Annotated in this window: 16 protein-coding genes; 8 read left to right on the top strand and 8 right to left on the bottom strand. The window is 64.0% G+C overall.

Annotation, left to right across the window (positions count from 1 at the left end; translation table 11 throughout):
- Positions 1-129 precede the first annotated feature (129 nt).
- The 5 genes from CEY05_RS23790 to CEY05_RS23770 all read left to right on the top strand — a co-directional run bounded on the left by CEY05_RS23790 (position 130) and on the right by CEY05_RS23770 (position 5,745).
- Positions 130-1,008 carry a fumarylacetoacetate hydrolase family protein gene (locus tag CEY05_RS23790; protein ID WP_088599732.1) on the top strand — a complete coding sequence of 293 codons (879 nt, stop codon included), beginning with the start codon at positions 130-132 and terminating at the stop codon, positions 1,006-1,008.
- Between the two features lie 96 nt (positions 1,009-1,104).
- Positions 1,105-2,085, top strand: coding sequence for a tripartite tricarboxylate transporter substrate binding protein (locus tag CEY05_RS23785; protein WP_233161681.1), 981 nt, complete (start codon positions 1,105-1,107; stop codon positions 2,083-2,085).
- 2 nt (positions 2,086-2,087) lie between these two features.
- On the top strand, positions 2,088-2,576 hold the full coding sequence (locus tag CEY05_RS23780) for a (2Fe-2S)-binding protein (RefSeq protein ID WP_088599731.1): 489 nt from the start codon (positions 2,088-2,090) through the stop codon (positions 2,574-2,576).
- Complete coding sequence (locus CEY05_RS23775; protein WP_198952883.1) at positions 2,573-4,900, top strand: xanthine dehydrogenase family protein molybdopterin-binding subunit; 2,328 nt, start codon at positions 2,573-2,575, stop codon at positions 4,898-4,900. Before CEY05_RS23780 ends, CEY05_RS23775 begins: the two co-directional genes overlap by 4 nt.
- 149 nt (positions 4,901-5,049) lie before the next feature.
- Positions 5,050-5,745, top strand: a complete 696-nt coding sequence (locus tag CEY05_RS23770) for a substrate-binding domain-containing protein (RefSeq protein WP_088599730.1) — start codon at positions 5,050-5,052, stop codon at positions 5,743-5,745.
- 90 nt (positions 5,746-5,835) lie between these two features.
- Here the strand turns inward: CEY05_RS23770 and CEY05_RS23765 are convergent, their stop codons facing one another.
- Both CEY05_RS23765 and CEY05_RS23760 read right to left on the bottom strand, forming a co-directional pair.
- Complete coding sequence (locus CEY05_RS23765; RefSeq protein ID WP_143220610.1) at positions 5,836-6,108, bottom strand: hypothetical protein; 273 nt, start codon at positions 6,106-6,108, stop codon at positions 5,836-5,838.
- Positions 6,109-6,221: 113 nt separating this feature from the next.
- Positions 6,222-6,467, bottom strand: a complete 246-nt coding sequence (locus CEY05_RS23760) for a hypothetical protein (protein WP_088599728.1) — start codon at positions 6,465-6,467, stop codon at positions 6,222-6,224.
- A 466-nt stretch (positions 6,468-6,933) separates the two neighbouring features.
- Here CEY05_RS23760 and CEY05_RS23755 point away from each other — a divergent pair, with 466 nt between their 5' ends.
- Positions 6,934-7,275, top strand: coding sequence for a virulence factor (locus CEY05_RS23755; RefSeq protein WP_088599727.1), 342 nt, complete (start codon positions 6,934-6,936; stop codon positions 7,273-7,275).
- Positions 7,276-7,401: 126 nt separating this feature from the next.
- On the opposite strand, the gene serS is transcribed toward CEY05_RS23755, so the two are convergent.
- A complete protein-coding gene (serS, locus tag CEY05_RS23750; RefSeq protein ID WP_088599726.1) occupies positions 7,402-8,763 on the bottom strand; it encodes a serine--tRNA ligase in 1,362 nt (453 codons plus the stop codon).
- Between the two features lie 201 nt (positions 8,764-8,964).
- Here serS and CEY05_RS23745 point away from each other — a divergent pair, with 201 nt between their 5' ends.
- Positions 8,965-9,723: a hypothetical protein gene (locus CEY05_RS23745; RefSeq protein WP_233161680.1), complete on the top strand. Its 759-nt coding sequence runs from the start codon at positions 8,965-8,967 to the stop codon at positions 9,721-9,723.
- Positions 9,724-9,726: 3 nt separating this feature from the next.
- On the opposite strand, the gene CEY05_RS23740 is transcribed toward CEY05_RS23745, so the two are convergent.
- The 5 genes from CEY05_RS23740 to CEY05_RS23720 form a co-directional block, all read right to left on the bottom strand.
- Complete coding sequence (locus tag CEY05_RS23740; protein WP_088599724.1) at positions 9,727-10,410, bottom strand: hypothetical protein; 684 nt, start codon at positions 10,408-10,410, stop codon at positions 9,727-9,729.
- A 7-nt stretch (positions 10,411-10,417) separates the two neighbouring features.
- A complete protein-coding gene (locus CEY05_RS23735) occupies positions 10,418-12,289 on the bottom strand; it encodes a TRAP transporter large permease subunit (RefSeq protein ID WP_088599723.1) in 1,872 nt (623 codons plus the stop codon).
- Positions 12,286-13,305 (bottom strand): TRAP transporter substrate-binding protein, encoded by a 1,020-nt coding sequence (locus CEY05_RS23730; protein ID WP_088599722.1) that lies wholly within the window; start codon positions 13,303-13,305, stop codon positions 12,286-12,288. Before CEY05_RS23730 ends, CEY05_RS23735 begins: the two co-directional genes overlap by 4 nt.
- Before the next feature lie 47 nt (positions 13,306-13,352).
- Positions 13,353-14,162 (bottom strand): IclR family transcriptional regulator, encoded by an 810-nt coding sequence (locus tag CEY05_RS23725; RefSeq protein WP_088599721.1) that lies wholly within the window; start codon positions 14,160-14,162, stop codon positions 13,353-13,355.
- A 144-nt stretch (positions 14,163-14,306) separates the two neighbouring features.
- A complete protein-coding gene (locus tag CEY05_RS23720) occupies positions 14,307-14,645 on the bottom strand; it encodes a helix-turn-helix domain-containing protein (RefSeq protein ID WP_088599720.1) in 339 nt (112 codons plus the stop codon).
- A 124-nt stretch (positions 14,646-14,769) separates the two neighbouring features.
- Here CEY05_RS23720 and CEY05_RS23715 point away from each other — a divergent pair, with 124 nt between their 5' ends.
- Entirely contained in the window at positions 14,770-15,399 is a 630-nt protein-coding gene (locus tag CEY05_RS23715) for a glutathione S-transferase N-terminal domain-containing protein (protein WP_088599719.1), read from the top strand.
- Positions 15,400-15,818: the final 419 nt, after the last annotated feature.

Genomic DNA, 15,818 nt, shown 5'->3' with positions numbered 1-15,818 from the left:
CCATAGACTTGGCGATTCTACATCAACATGAACCAATTGGTCAGACAATCCATCAAGAATTGTATTGATGAAGATCCATTTTGGTTCTAAATTACGCTTTGCCTCAACCAATTGGATTATCTACGAGTCATGAAATTTGCCAATATCGCGCTTGACGGAACCCCCACCATTGCCCTCGTCGACACGCAGTCGCAGCAATTTTGGCCAGTATCCCAGCTGGCACCGGGATTCAAGGGGGACATGGTCCAACTGGTACATGATTTCGACCGCCTGCGCGAAAAACTGAGTACAGCGGGTGCGGGCAAGCCGCTGGCCGGCGCCAAGATCCTGGCCCCTGTCGATCAGCCCCGCCGCAATATCTTCTGCGTCGGCAAGAACTATCACGAGCACGCCGCCGAATTCAGCAAGTCGGGCTTCGACAGCAGCGCCAAGGAAGGCGAGCTCGCCCCGGAAGCGGCCGTCGTCTTCACCAAGCCGGCCACCACCGTGATCGGTCCGGGCGCACCGATTCCGCCGCACAAGCAGGTCACCCAGCAGATCGACTACGAAGCCGAACTGGCCGTGGTGATCGGCAAGGCCGGCCGCGGCATCCGTAAGGCGGACGCCTTCGACCACGTGTTCGGCTACACCATCGTCAACGACGTCACCGCGCGCGACCTGCAGAAATTGCATCGCCAATGGTTCCTCGGCAAATCCCTGGATGGCTTCTGCCCCATGGGTCCCTACCTGGTCACGCGCGACGAAGTCGATGCCACCAAGCTGGCCGTGAAGTGCTGGGTCAACGGCGAACTGCGCCAGAACGCCAACACGTCGGATCTGATCTTCGACATCCCCACCATCATCGAAACCATCTCGGCCGGCATGGAGTTGCAGCCGGGCGACGTCATCGCCACCGGGACGCCGGCGGGCGTGGGCATCGGCTTCAAGCCGCCGCGCTTCGTGTCGTCGGGTGATGTCATCCGCATCGAGATCGAGGGCCTGGGGACGCTGGAGAACGCGGTGGCGTAAGCCGCGCAGCGCGAATATGCGCGTCGACCGCGAGCATACGCGGCGGCGCGTCCGGTGACATACGCGGCCTCCACAGGAGCCGTGAGGAGACAATCGATGAACGCTTTGATGCGCGGCGGCCTGGCCGCCTTCGCAATGGTGGCCGCCTGGAGCGCCACCACCAACCTGGCCTGGGCCCAGAAGTATCCCAGCCATCCCGTTACCATCATCGTGCCCTTCGGCGCCGGCGGTTCCGCCGACGTCTATGCGCGCGTGCTGGCGCAGCGCCTGGGCCAGGAGACCGGCCAGTCCTTCGTGGTGGAAAACCGGCCGGGCGCCGGCGCGGTGATCGGCACGCAGTACGTCGCCAAGGCGGCGCCGGACGGCTATACCCTGCTGATGATGTCCAATACGCAGACGGTCAACGAGACGCTGTTGAAGAAGCGGCCTTATGACCTGATGCAGGATTTCACCGCGGTGGCGCCCGTCAATGAGGCGCCGCTGGTGCTGGTGGTACGCGCGGGCCTGCCGATCAAGTCGGTCAAGGAACTGGTGGCGCAGGCCAGGCAGTCGCCGGGCAAGCTCAATTACGCATCGTCGGGCACGGGCACGCCGTATCACATGGCCGGCGAACTGTTCAAGAACATGGCCGCGATCAACGTTACCCACATTCCGTACAAGAGCAGCGGCGGCGCGCGCACCGATGTGCTGGGTGGACAGGTCGACATGATGTTCGATGCGGTCAGCACCATGACCGAACTGGTCCAGACGAAGAAGGTAGTGGCGCTGGCGACCACCGGCGCGGAACGCTCCAGCGTTTTCCCCGATACGCCCACCATGGCGGAGGCGGGCGTGCCCGGCTATACAGCGACGATCTGGCTGGGTCTGCTGGCGCCCAAGGGCACCCCGCCTGACGTGGTGAATTTCCTGAACGAGCACATTTCGAAGATCGTCGAACAGCAGGATATCCGGTCGGTGTGGGCGCAAAGCGGTGTCACGCCAATGAAGATGACGCCGGCCCAGTTCACCACCTACCTCAAGCAGGACATCGACAAGTGGGGCGCGATCGTGAAATCGGCCAATATCACGGTTGATTGAGGATGGGCGTGGAAAGCATCGCGCTGACCGTCAATGGGCGGCCCCTGTCGTTGCGGGTGGACCCGAGCCGCAGCCTGCTGGACGTCCTGCGCAATGAGTTTGGGCTGAAGGCCAGCCACTATGGCTGCGGCGCGGGCTTGTGCGGCGCCTGCATGGTGATGATGGACGGCCATGCGGTGCCTGCCTGCGATACGCCGATGTGGTCCGCGGCGGACAAGGAGGTCGTGACGGTGGAAGGCCTGGGCGACGAGCGGGCGCTGCATCCGGTGCAACGGGCTTTCATCGAGGAGCAGGCCGCGCAGTGCGGTTACTGCACGTCGGGGATGATGATCGCGGCGGTTGCCTTGCTACGGCGCTGTCCGCATCCGACAGAGACGGAAATGCGCGCGGGGCTGGAGCGCAACTTGTGCCGTTGCGGCACGCATCCGCGGGTGCTGCGCGCGGTGGCGCGGGCGGCGCGGGACGGTGGCGGTGGCGGTGACTCATCATGATGGACACTGCCGTCAATGCTTTGCCGTTCAGCCTGCGCGCCAATCCGCGCCTGTCGACCTGGCTGGCGTTCGATCCAGCGGGTACGGTGCTGGTGCGTTCCGGCAAGGTGGAAATCGGCCAGGGCATACGCACTGCCCTGGCGCAGATCGCCGCCGAGGAATTGGAGGTGACGTTCGCGCGCATTGCGATGGCCGCGCCACGCACGGCCGTCAGCCCCGACGAAGCGGTGACCTCCGGCAGCTTGTCGATCCAGCATTCCGGCGAGGCGCTGCGTCACGTCTGCGCGCAGGTACGCGCGGTGTACTTGGCCCACGTAGCGGCCGCGCATGGCGTGCCGGCGGCAGCGGTACGGGTCGAGGATGGCATGTTCCTGCATGGGCCGGATCGCCTGGGCAGCTATTGGGATTTGGATCCCGGTTTGCTGGACCGGCCGGTTGACGTGGATGTATCGGTCAGAACGCGCGCTACGTATCGCGAAGTCGGCCAGTCGCGGCAGCGGGACGACATCGCCGAGAAGGTCTACGGACGGTATCGCTATATCCACGATATCGAGTTGCCGGGATTGCTGCACGGGCGCATGCTGCGGCCACCCTCGCCGGCCGCACGATTGGTGGCACTGGACGAGGCGGAAGTGGCCGCATGGCCCGACGTCGTCAGCGTGGCCCGCGACGGCACGCTGGTCGGGGTCGTCGCCACGCAGGAACATGTCGCGGAACGCGCCCTCGTCCATCTGGCGGCGCACGCCACGTGGGAAGAGTCCGCCACGCTGCCCGACGACAGCGCGCTGCCCGCATGGCTGAAGACGCTGCCATGCGAGACTTTACGGTTGGGGAACGGCTCGGCCGAAGCCGGGGCTAAGGCCGGTGCTGGTGCCGCAGCGGGGGCCGAGGCCCCTGGCCTGGTTACCGAAACGTCGCGGAACGACGCCGGCGCGGCAGGTCCCGTTCGCACCCTGCGTGCAGCGTACTCGCGGCCTTTCCTGAAGCATGCTTCGATCGGCCCATCCTGCGCCCTGGCGCGGGATGATGGCACTCGGCTGGAAGTGTGGACGCATAGCCAGTCAATCTATAACTTGCGGCGTGACCTGGCGCTGGCCTTGCGCCGGCCCGAAGACGCCATCGTCGTCGAACACGTGCAGGGCGCCGGCTGCTACGGCCATAACGGCGCCGACGACGTGGCTTACGATGCCGCCTGGTTGGCGGGCCATTGCCCCGGCCAGCCGGTGCGCGTGCAATGGTCGCGCGCCGATGAACTGAACTGGTCTCCACTGGGTCCGGCCATGGCCGTCGAGCTGGAAGCCGACGTCGATGCCGACGGCCATGTGCTGGCCTGGCGCCATCAGGCTTGGAGCCCCGGCCACGGCTTGCGTCCCGGACGTGCGCCCTCGCCCACCCTGCTTGGCAGTTGGCACCTGGCAAGGCCTTTCCCGAAACTGGACGCGGTCGACGCGCCCCGCGCCGCGGGCGGCGGCATGGATCGCAACGCCGAGCCCGGCTACGCCTTCGCCAGCGTCGACGTCGCCTGCCACCGGGTCCGCGATGTGCCCTTGCGGGCATCGGCCTTACGCGCGCTGGGCGCCCACGCCAACGTCTTCGCCATCGAGTCCTTCATGGACGAACTGGCCCTGGCCGCGCATGCCTCCCCGCTCGACTACCGCCTGGCCCACATCGAAGATCCCCGCATGGCGGCGGTACTGCGCGCGGCGTGGCAGGGCAGCGATGCGAGCGATGCCGAGGCTGCGCCATCGAACCCCAACGGCGCCACCGGCGGCGACGCCAAGGCCTCGTCGTCGAATGTCGGCAGTCCCACCGGCGGCGATGCCAAGACCGCGCCCGAGAACGCCGACAGCGTGCGCGGCCGAGGCTGCGGCGTCGCTCGCTATAAGGGCACTGGCGCGTACTGCGCCGTCGTGGCACATGTCGAAGTCGACGACCAGGTCCGCCTGCGTGCCCTGCACATTGCCGTCGACGTCGGCCTGGCCATCAATCCCGACGGCGTGCGGCAGCAGATCGAGGGCGGCGCCTTGCAGGCGGCAAGCTGGACGCTGCAGGAGGCCACCCACTTCGACACCACCCGATTGCTCGATGGCGATTGGGAAAGCTATCCCATCATGCGCTTCAGCCAGATCCCGGCCGTCAGCGTCGACATCGTGAACCAGGTCGACGCCCCGCCATTGGGCGCCGGCGAAGCCGCCCTGGGCCCCACCGCCGCCGCCATCGCCAACGCGGTCGCCACCGCCCTGGGCGTGCGCGTACGCGACATGCCGCTGACACCGGACCGCATCATGCAAGCAATGAATGACGAGGATACGGACGCCGGCTAGCACCCGCAGAGGCGATCCCGGTGCGGCATGGAAGCATATCCGAGGCGGATCCTTAAAAACCACATGCTCCTCAGGAGCGGCATTACCCCTATTCAGGCAAACCAGGGCCTCGATGAAAGGCCCGGCAACACAGGACGAAAAGGAACACGATGGAACTGCATTTATTCAGCGGCGGCGCCGCGCAAGCGGTGGTCAACGGCCTGCGATCGGATTTTGAAGCCGCGCATGGCTGCACGGTTGAGCCCACCTTCGGGGCGGTCGGCACCATGCGGGACAAGCTCCTGGCTGGCGCCCCTTGCGATCTGCTTATCCTGTCCCAGGTACTGATCGACCAATTGACCCAGCAAGGCCATCTCGTCGCAGGCAGTGCACAGGCATTGGGACGCGTGGAAACGGGCGTGGCCGTCTGCGCCGGCAGCCCGCCAGTGGATGTCCACGACGGCGATGCCCTGCGCTCGGCGCTACAGGCCTGCACCGGCCTGTATGTCCCGCACCTGACCCAGTCCACGGCCGGGATCCACATCGCCGGCGTCCTGAAAAAACTGGGCCTGGACGAAAGCCTGGCGGACCGTATCCATGAATTCCCCAACGGCAATGCCGCGATGACGGCCATGGCCAAGGCCGGCGGCCCCGGCCTCATCGGCTGCACCCAGGTGACGGAGATCCGCTACACGCAGGGCGTCACCCTGGTCGGCGATCTGCCGTCCGGCTATGGCCTGAGCACCGTCTACACGGCCGCGGTCTGCACCCACGCCGCCGCGCCGGACCTGGCCGCCGAGTTCGTACGGACCTTGACCGGGCCAGCGTCGTCGGCTTTGCGTAAAGCGTCAGGGTTCGGCGTCTGAAGCGGGCTTGCGGGATGGCCAGGAAGCTGCGGGCGACCTGCCGCCAGGCACGCCGACCGTGACACTCCGGCCTTATCAGGCCCGGGAAGCTTACGTTCGCCGGAACACCCGCCGCATGGCCAAGGTGGCCGCGGCGGAAATCACCAGTGTGAACATGAAAGCCGCCAAGGCCAGCAAGGTGGCCTGGTCGGCGATGGGCCCGTGGCCCGCGAAGTACAGTACCCCACAGGCATTCAAGGTAGCCAGAATCACGCAGGCGCCTAATGAATTGCCCACGTTGCGCAGCAGGGCGAACACGCCGCCGCCCACGATGGCCAGGCCGACGATCGTGGCCATGCCCCAGAACAGGTTTTCATATTGCACGCCGCCGCCCCTCCCTTGGACGAGCGGGCAGTGTATAGGCGGCGCCGGAAGGTGTCGATGAATGCACCGTTCCCGCCGGCGTGCGCCGGCAAGGCAAAGGCCGGCAGCGGCACTTACGCTGCGGTGCGCGAGTACTCCGGCTCGCCATTGGAGCGCACGCCGCTGATGCCCTGGAACAGCACCGCGCAGCTTTTCTCCGCCTCATCCTGGCTGGAGAAATGGCGGCCATCCATCAGGGGCCAGCACTTTTCCGGCGCGTTGGCACCCAATTTACGCGTCCAGATCTGGATCGAATACTTGCGATTCACGGCCTCGACCGCGCAGCGCACACGGAAACCATTAACAGTTCGAGTATTCATGATGTGTTTCCCCTGACAGCAGGACCGATCCCTCCACCGGTCCCACCATGGACGGCGCTGAGTGAATCAGTCAGGTCAGGATTGTGCCGATGTCATTCGACAACTTTATTGCGCAGTTGCAAGCAAAAGCGAACAGTGATTTCAAAGTTAGTAACATCATGATTCGTCGCGAGGCCGCCACAGGGCACTCTAGCGCTCGCCCACAAATACGTAAGCAATTGCAAAATCGACGTCCGCGGACCCTTTAATTCCGACCTGTTTCACCCGATTTCGGAACTTCTCCCCTCCCCTTGCGGTCAAATCCAAGAAATTCCCCAAATCCACAAAACAGCCCAAACCTATCGGGAAGCTGTATAGGATTGTCGCCACTTCTCCTTGCCCTGAAAGGTCTGGAACAGGAGGTTTGAAGGACAATGGGGTCGTTGTCATTAACTTGGCCGCTCAGGCGGCAAAGCGTAGGAACATCATGAATAAGCGTTTGATCGTTGCGGGACTTGGGGCTGCCGCCCTGATGATTTCCAGTGCGGCCATGGCGCGTGTGGACGTGGGTATCGCCATCGGCATCCCGCCCCTGGTGGCCCCGGCGCCCGTCTATGTTGCACCGGCCCCGGTTTATGTGGCACCGCCTCCTGTCTACGCGGCGCCGGTCTATGCGCCCCCGGTCGTGGTCGCGCCCCGTCCGTATTACTACCCCGGTCCCGTCATCTACGGCGGATATCGTGGCGGTTACTACCATGGCGGCCCGCGCCCCTATTACCGCGGCGGCTATCACGGCGGTCCTCACGGCGGCCCCGGCTGGCACCGTTAAACCCAGGCGCGCCTGACCGCGCGCCGGACTAGATCTCGTCAGGCCGCCATCGTGCGGCCTGATCGAAGTCGATAAAAAAGCGCTGCATGGTTTTGAACCATGCAGCGCTTTTTGTTGTTTGACGCCTCAGGCCACCACGTCGCCCCGGGCACCCAGGACTTCGATCCCGCCCATATACGGCCGCAGCACTTCCGGCACCACGACGCTGCCATCGGCCTGCTGGCCATTTTCCAGCACGGCCACCAGGGCACGGCCCACGGCCAGGCCGGAGCCGTTCAAGGTGTGCAGGAATTCCGGCTTGCCCTGGGCATTGCGGAAGCGGGCCTGCATGCGGCGGGCCTGGAAGTTCTCGCAGTTGGACACCGACGAAATCTCGCGCCACGTGTTCTGCGCCGGCAGCCACACTTCCAGGTCATAGGTCTTGGCCGCGCCAAAGCCCATGTCTCCGGTGCACAGCAGCATCACGCGGTAAGGCAGGTTCAGCAGCTGCAGCACCTTTTCGGCGTGGCCGACCATCTGTTCCAGCGCGTCGTAGGACGTGTCGGGACGGACGATCTGCACCATTTCGACCTTGTCGAACTGATGCTGGCGGATCATCCCGCGCGTGTCGCGGCCGCCGCTGCCGGCTTCGGAACGGAAGCACGGCGTATGGGCGGTCAGGCGCAGCGGCAGATCGGCGTCGGCCAGGATGGTGTCGCGCGCCACGCTGGTCAGGGTGATCTCCGAGGTGGAAATCAGGTACTGGTCCTCGCGGGTGTATGCCTTGCCTTGATCGTCGACCTTGGGATCGTCATCGCCGCCGCCCTTGCTGACGGCAAACATGTCGTCCTTGAACTTGGGCAATTGGCCGGTGCCGTACAGCGTCGAGGCGTTGACGATGTAAGGCGTATAGCACTCCGTATAGCCGTGCGTATTGGTCTGCAGGTCCAGCATGAACTGCGCCAGCGCGCGGTGCAGGCGGGCGATGGGGCCCCGCATGAAGGCGTAGCGCGCGCCCGACAGCTTGGCCGCCATGTCGAAATCCAGCCCCAGCGGTTCGCCCAGCGAGACGTGATCCTTGGCTTCGAAATCCAGCGGCCGCGGGTTGCCGTCGGCGGCGGGCTGGGGCACCCAGCGGCGCACTTCCACGTTGTCGTCGCTGGAACCGCCCACCGGTACGCTGGCGTGGGGCAGATTGGGGATGGCCATCAGCCACTCGTTCAGGGTCTGCTGCACCTCGGCCAGGTCTTCTTCCAGCTGCTTCAGGCGCACCGGCACGGCTTGCGATTCCGCCATCACGGCCGAAGCATCCTCGCCCTTGGCCTTGAGCTGGCCGATCTGCTTGGCCAGCGCGTTGCGCTTGGCCTGCAGGGATTCGGTTTCCGTCTGGACGGCCTTGCGGCGGGACTCCAGCGCGTTGAAGCGTTCCGTGTCGAAGTCGACGCCACGGCTCTTCAGCCGGTCGACGACGGTTTGCAGTTCTTTGCGCAGTAGAGTGGGGTCGAGCATGATGATCCAGCGTGAGTTGAACGGAAGGCGGCAAAACCGCCGTCCGGCTGATTTTAACGTCCCGGCGGGGGATGCTGTCCGGATGCCCGGTTTTCCCCCTCGCGGCCGATCGCGGCCATGGCTTCCCGGCCCCGCCCGGGGATTGCGGATCTGGCGGCTGGGGTATAAACGAGGCCCCACGATTCAGTGCGAAGGAAGCTCGTGTCGAGAAAACTTGGGGCATGGCGGTTTATTGCGGCGACGGCGGGTGCCATACGGCGGCAGGGACGGGCCATGCTGGGTGCGGCGCCGTGGGCGCTGCTGGCGTTTACCCTCACGCTGCCGTTCGCCTTGCTGGTGTCCACGATGTACAAGCCCAGCGATCAGCTGTTCGTCATGCTGGCGTGGGTCAATGTGATAGCGCTGGCCCGGATGACGTACGCCTGGCATATGGTGGTCGTCCTGGGTGATGCGCAGGGCACGGCGTCCTCGGCTCCTGGCGGCTTGGGAGAGGCCCAGCATCTGGTTCTGCTCGCTGCAATCACCGTCCCGGTGGCGATACTGGGACGCATCACAGGGGATGTGCCGTACATCCTGTACGGCGTGATGGATGCTCCAACAGACATGGTGTTCGCCGAGACGTTGCTGGCGGTGCTGGCGCTGATCTGGCTGCCTGTGCTGTACGCGCTCTCGGTCTTAGGCTTGAGCCTGCCGCGTTCAGCGGTGACCGGGGCGTACGGATTTCGCGGCAACCGCGCCGCCATGCCTTACCGACGCTGGCCTTTGATACTGATGCTGCTCGTGCTGGTGAGCGTTGCCGGGGAGACTTATGGGCTTGCCTACTCGCTGAAGCACTATTACACCGGTGTCGGGCTGGTCCAGGTCATCGTGGGCACGGGGCTCTGCGTCCTTGTCACGTTCGTGGTGACGGCCATGTACGCGGTGGCGTACCGTGATTCCGCTGTCGCGGCGGTGAAGTAGGCGTCAAGCAACATCCGCCGGCAGCGCCGAATGCGACAGCGTATAGGTTCCCACCACCGGCGCCGCGGACGCGCCTGAAGCTCGAAGCGTAGCTGCGTCCAATTCCGCCGCGACGGCCGCCAGCGCCGCCGCGTCGTACCCAGTCAACAGCACGACCACGTCAGCGACCTGATCGGGCGTTCCGCGGATCTTCTGCTCCGTGGTCTGCGCGATGGCCGGCGTCTCATGGCGCAGCAGATGCGCACCGATGAAACCTGGCCGTCCCGCCAGCGAGGCCAGCCGTTGCGGCAGATCGCGGCATAAGCGATCGATCCCTTCAGGTCCCTCCCCTGTCAGCCGCAACGTGACGGCATGCCGTCCGGCCAGGCTGCCGTGCGAGACCAGGACGTGGGATTGGCAGCGCACCATGTCCCGGTGATAGGGCATCAGCTTGCGCGACCACGGCGTGGGATCGTTGAGCCGCGCAAGATAAGCCGGCGACGACAGCACCCCATGCGTGTCCAGTTCATAGATGACGAACACCCCTTCCCCGCCCCCGTTCTCGGTCCAGCGCGAACTGCGCAGGAAACCCGGCACACGCAACCGTTCCGGAAAATGTTCATGCGTGTGCCAGTCTTCGAATTCCGGCTTCATGGGCCCGGCCATATTCCACCACATGGCCAACGCGGCCTTACCTAATAGCGCCATATTCTCTTCACCTGATAAATACCGTGGAGACCGCCGGCACGGCCGCGATCACGATCAATCCCAATACCAGCACCGCCAGATAGCGCCACATATGCCGGATCACCGCGTCAGGCGTCACCTTGCCGATGGCGCAGGCCGCATAGAAACCGATGCCGAACGGCGGCGCGAACAAGCCGATGCTCATGGCGACCACCACCACCATCGCGTAGTGCACGTCGTTGATGCCGAAGGTATGGGAGACAGGCAGCAGCAAGGGCGCGAATAGCAGGATGGCCGGGATACCCTCCAGGATGTTGCCCAGCAGAAGAAACACCACGACCGTGATCGCGAGGAATCCATAGGCGCCGCCGGATATCGCCGTCATGCCGCGAGCGAGGTCGCTGGAGAAGCCCGATTGAGTCAGAGCCCAGGCCATGCCCGTGGCCGTGCCGATCACGAACAGGATGGCGCCCGACAGCGACGCGGTCTCGACCAATGCCGGATAGAAGCGATTCCACTGAACCGGGCGGTAGATCAGCACGCTGACGACCAGTGCGTAGACAATGCCGATGGTCGATACCTCCGTGGCCGTGGCGACGCCTTCGACCACGGCCCAACGAATGACGAAAGGCAATGCGATCGCGGGAAGCGCGGCAACGAAGGAAGTCCGGATCACGCGCCAGTCCGGACGGGACTCGGCCGGCTTGGGTTCGGCGCGTGAGCGGACGAACGTCAACGCAGCCAGGAAGACCGCCAGCAGCAAGGCCGGCAGCAGCCCTGCGGCGAACAGGCTGGCGATGGAGATGCCCGTGACCGAACCCAAGGTGATCAGCACGATGCTGGGCGGAATGGTATCGGCCATGGCCGCCGAACCGGCGAGCAAGGCGACCAGGTCACCGTCCTTGGCACCGCGTTTGCGCATCTCCGGGAAGAGTCCGGGCGCGATCGCGGCCATGTCGGCGACCTTGGATCCCGAGATACCCGACACCAGCAGCATCGCCACCAGCAGTACGTAGTAAAGGCCGCCCCGCACGAAACCCAGCAACGCCGCCAGGAACGCGATGATGGACTTGGCGAAACCCGTAACGTCGATCAACAGGCCCAGGAAGATGAACAGCGGAATCGCCAGCAGCAAGGGCTGGGACATGCCCTGGTCGAGCCGGTTGACGACGACGCTCATGGGCGTGGTGGTGGTCAGCGACAGATAGCTCAGCGTCGCGATACCGAATGAGAATCCGATGGGCACACCGATGAAGATCGCCACGCCCACGATTACGACGAAGAACACCAACAGATTCAGGTTACCGATCTTGATCAGCCAGGGCGCGACGGCCCACAGCCCCGCGCCGATGACAGCCAGCGCCACCGCCGCGGCGACCGTCGCCAGCACCAGCCTGGCCTTGGCGGCTTGCAGAAGAACGGTCACCAACAGGAGGACGACACCCAGCTCGATGCCGAACACGCGCCAGCTTGCCGGCACGCCCAGGTTGGGCAACACGGCAAAAGACTCGTCTTCCACGTAGTCCATGGCGGGATGCAGCATCAGGCACAGCGTCACGAAGACCACGGCCATGACGGTCGCGCGCAGCATCACCTGCATCTTCGGCGATGCGCCACGGCTCAGTGCGCTGAAGGCCAGGTGCTCGCCTTTGCGCAGGGCGATGGCGGCGCCCAGCATGCCTAGCCAGAGAAACAGGCTGCCGGCCATCTCGTCGGACCAGACGATAGGGCTGTGCAGCGCGTAGCGGGCGATCACCCCCGCGAACAACAGGCAGACTTCGGCCACGATGAGCGCGGCCGCCACCAGGTCCACGACGCGCCCCAGGCCGGCATCGATGATTTCCAGCCAGCGCGGGGCTGGCGCTGCTTGCGCGATACGCGGCGCCGGGGCGAGGCTCATGCCAGTTCCCCGCCGGCGGCCTGCTCCAGCACCTTCCAGGCGGCGTCGCCGAATTTCTTGCGGGCGTCGCCGTAATAGCCGGCGGCCGTGAGCTTCTTGCGGAACGAGTCCACGTCCACGGCGTTGAAGGCCACGCCGCCCTTGGCGATGGCGTCCTTGTAGGACTGTTCCTGGCCCGCCAGGTCCTGGCGCTGGGCCAGGCCGGCTTCGTTCAGGCGTTTCTCGACGATCTCTTGCAGATTGCCCGGCAGATTGCGCCAGACGCGGCCGTTGATCAGGACCCAGTTCCCTTGCCAGATGTGATTCGTCAGCGAGCAGTACTTCTGCACTTCGAAGAACTTCGACGTCACGATCACGCCCAGCGGGTTTTCCTGGCCATCGACGATCTTCGTCTGCAGGGCCGGATAGACCTCGTTGAACTGGATGCTGGTAGGCGCGGCGCCCAAGGCCTTGAACAGGTCGACGTAGGCGGCGGCGCCGGGCACGCGGATTTTCATGCCGCCGATATCGCCCACCGTCTTGATGGCGCGCGTCGACGAGGTGACCTGACGAAAGCCGTAGTCCCACACGGTGGCTGGCGCATACAGATTGGCTTGCTTGAGCGAATTGCGGATCAGCGTACCCAGTTCACCATCCATGCCTTTCATCACCGCGGCCGAGTCCTTGAACACGAAACCGACACCGTCCAGGGCGGCCATGGGCACGACGCTGGAAGCGATCAGGCCGCCGACCACGAACATCTCCACTGCACCCGAGCGGACCTGGTTGAGGAGATCCACTTCGCCGCCCAATTGGTTATTGGGGAAAAGGCGCAGCTCGATGCGGCCATCCGTGTCCTTGGCGATGCGGTCGGCCGCCTGCTGCAGACGCAGATTGGTGGGGTGATTGGCCGCCAATGGGTGGGCAACCTTGAACACGTATTCCGCGGCGCGGGCCCGCGACATGAAGGGCAGGCTCAGGACAGGGGCGGCAGCTAGCGCGCCGAGCAAGTTGCGGCGGGTCAGGGGTTTGGCCATGGTTGTCTCCGTTATGGGTATTTTGACCAAGCGTTGCGGGGAAAGCCCTAGGATTTGCGGGTGGGCAGGGGCTGGTTTGGACGACGTTGAAAGATGGGGGAAATGGCGCTGGCGGCGCCTAGCTCGCTGGCGGTTTCGATGAGCGCGGTGCTCAGTTCATCCATGCGAGCCTGGGTGAGGCGGGTCGTGGGGCCGGCGATGATCAGCACGGCCAGGACATCCTTGTTCGGGCCGAATACCGGCGTGGCCATGGAACTCATGCCGGGAAGGAAGACGTTGACGGTGGTGGCGTAGCCGGGGGCTTTCGTGGCTTCGACCAGGGTCATCAGGGATTTGATCGTGGCGGGGGCGTCCGGGCCGTAGTCCTTGGGGTCGCCCAGGCCTTGCTTGGCGACCAGGCGCAGGGCTTCGTCCTCGGATTTTGTTCCGAGCCACACCATGCCGGCCGCGCTGCATGAGAGGGTGACGGGCTGGCCCATTTCCGGGTCGTAGCGCAGGCCGACGGTAGCGCCTTGGGCCTTGGCGACGTAGATGAGTTGGTCCTCGTCTACAACGGCCAGGCGGACCAGTTCCTTGCTCTTGGCAGCCAGCCGTTCGAGGATGGGCTGGGCGACATCGACGATGCCGCCGGAGCTCAGGTGACGCAGGGCCAGGGAGACGATCGACATCGTCAGCGTGAATTCGCCGTGCCGCTCGTCTTTGCGGACGTAGCCGGCGGCGATGAGGTCGTTGAGGATGCGATGGGTCGCGCTGAGGGGAATGCCTGCTTTTTCCGCCAGCTCGGACAGAGTCCGGCCGTCCCGGTGGTAGGAGAGTTCCTGGAGGATGGTGAAGCAGCGGTCGATGATGTTGCTCATGGCGTCACGTCGGTAAGAGGCGTGACGCCATTCTATGGAAGCCTCTTCAATTTTGGAAGAGGCTTCCAATTTGAAAACTGCTTTCAAGGATAGGGATTTGCCCTAGGATGTTTCGCTCCCGCTTGGATCGGCGTCGGACCTGGCCTACTCGCCTTGTTCACTTACCTCGGCGCGTTCCTTTGCCCAAAGACCGAATTCGCGCATGACCTCGACCACCGGCGCCAGCCTTGCGCCGTCTTCGGTCAATTCATATTCGACCGTCACGGGTACCGTGGGAAAAGCCGTCCGCTTCACCAGGCCCGCCTCTTGAAGGGCTTTCAGATCGAGCGTCAGCATGCGCTGCGAGATGGATGGCATCAGCTTACGCAGCGCATTGAACCGCTTGGGTCCGTCGAGTAGGTAAGAGGCGATAAGCAATCTCCATCGCCCACCCAGCAGGCGCATGGCTTCCTCAACGGAACATCCCGATACGGTGACCTTCATCTCAGACCTCGGTATAAAAAATGTCGCTACATGACATTTTAGTGCCTACTTCATTTTTTATACTTTCACCCACACAATCCGGGGCACGCAAAGCCTTCCGCCTTGCTCCCTTATGGATTTGGGAATGAAGCTGTATTACATACCTGCCGCATGCTCACTGTCGCCACACATCGTCATCAACGAGTTGGGCCTCGACGTCGACCTGGTGAAAGTCGACCATAAAACCCATCACACCGACGACGGGCGTGATTTCCGTGAACTCAGCCCCTTCGGGTATGTGCCGCTGCTGGAACTGGACGATGGGACGTTGCTGCGCGAGGGCAGCGCCATCGTCCAATACCTGGCGGATATGAAGCCCCAGGCAAATCTGGCGCCGGCGCATGGGTCCCTCGATCGATATCGTTTACAGGAGTGGCTGGGTTTTCTGTCATCCGAGATCCACAAGGGATTCATTCCCCTGCTCTATGCCCGGCTGGCCGGGGCTTACGGCACCGAAACGGCCAAGCCCAAACTGGAGCAACGCTACCGCTGGATCGACGAGCAACTTGCCACTTGCGACTACCTGATGGGGCATTACTCGGTGGCTGATGCGTACCTCTACTCGCTGACGCAGTGGGGACAAGCGCAGTGGCTGGCGCCCACATACAAGGCCGACATACATTTCGACGAGTTAGAAAATCTTCGAGCCTGGTATTTGCGCATGCGCGCACGGCCGGCTGTTCGCAGGGCGTTGGATGCAGAGGGGTTGGTGTAGCCTCGCGCGTTGCAGAGTCGGAGGCGACACTTCCGCAGAAGCTTCTTGCAATCCTACCCGGTGATGCATTGGCCACCGCCGTTTCAACCGCTGCGGCAGCAATTTGACCAAGCTTTCCCGCACGGAGCTTTGGTGCCTGACAAGCTTCACTAGTTGATCCAGCATACGCACCTGAGTCGGGAGTGCTGATGTTGATGCAGCGCGTAGGGCGATTGATCCACCTGGCTTACCAGTTCTCAGGCCGCTCTTTGAGCGGCCTGTTTCGCTATGTGAGACTGCGTATCTCCACCGCCTCATCCAGCCTCTATTTCTGATCTTTGCTCTTCCATTCAAACGGTCGCAATCGCGCGCACCCACTCCAACGTGCAGCGTTGCAACACCCGCGACATAATCCCTCAGGCGTCGTGGCGGCTTACGAT

The organism is Achromobacter sp. HZ34 (assembly GCF_002209485.1).
GTDB lineage: Bacteria > Pseudomonadota > Gammaproteobacteria > Burkholderiales > Burkholderiaceae_B > Bordetella_C.
The sequence above is the reverse complement of the archived record's forward strand: the minus strand, read 5'-3'. Positions and strand labels throughout refer to the sequence as shown.

Bases quoted from the DNA above. Each gene is read 5' to 3' on its own strand.
- CEY05_RS23740 (WP_088599724.1), bottom strand. From the start codon at position 10,410: ATGGCGCTATTAGGTAAGGCCGCGTTGGCCATGTGGTGGAATATGGCC.
- CEY05_RS23730 (WP_088599722.1), bottom strand. From the start codon at position 13,305: ATGGCCAAACCCCTGACCCGCCGCAACTTGCTCGGCGCGCTAGCTGCC.
- CEY05_RS23720 (WP_088599720.1), bottom strand. From the start codon at position 14,645: ATGAAGGTCACCGTATCGGGATGTTCCGTTGAGGAAGCCATGCGCCTG.
- CEY05_RS23780 (WP_088599731.1), top strand. From the start codon at position 2,088: ATGGGCGTGGAAAGCATCGCGCTGACCGTCAATGGGCGGCCCCTGTCG.
- serS (WP_088599726.1), bottom strand. From the start codon at position 8,763: ATGCTCGACCCCACTCTACTGCGCAAAGAACTGCAAACCGTCGTCGAC.
- CEY05_RS23760 (WP_088599728.1), bottom strand. From the start codon at position 6,467: ATGAATACTCGAACTGTTAATGGTTTCCGTGTGCGCTGCGCGGTCGAG.
- CEY05_RS23755 (WP_088599727.1), top strand. From the start codon at position 6,934: ATGAATAAGCGTTTGATCGTTGCGGGACTTGGGGCTGCCGCCCTGATG.
- CEY05_RS23775 (WP_198952883.1), top strand. From the start codon at position 2,573: ATGATGGACACTGCCGTCAATGCTTTGCCGTTCAGCCTGCGCGCCAAT.
- CEY05_RS23715 (WP_088599719.1), top strand. From the start codon at position 14,770: ATGAAGCTGTATTACATACCTGCCGCATGCTCACTGTCGCCACACATC.
- CEY05_RS23785 (WP_233161681.1), top strand. From the start codon at position 1,105: ATGAACGCTTTGATGCGCGGCGGCCTGGCCGCCTTCGCAATGGTGGCC.
- CEY05_RS23770 (WP_088599730.1), top strand. From the start codon at position 5,050: ATGGAACTGCATTTATTCAGCGGCGGCGCCGCGCAAGCGGTGGTCAAC.
- CEY05_RS23735 (WP_088599723.1), bottom strand. From the start codon at position 12,289: ATGAGCCTCGCCCCGGCGCCGCGTATCGCGCAAGCAGCGCCAGCCCCG.
- CEY05_RS23790 (WP_088599732.1), top strand. From the start codon at position 130: ATGAAATTTGCCAATATCGCGCTTGACGGAACCCCCACCATTGCCCTC.
- CEY05_RS23725 (WP_088599721.1), bottom strand. From the start codon at position 14,162: ATGAGCAACATCATCGACCGCTGCTTCACCATCCTCCAGGAACTCTCC.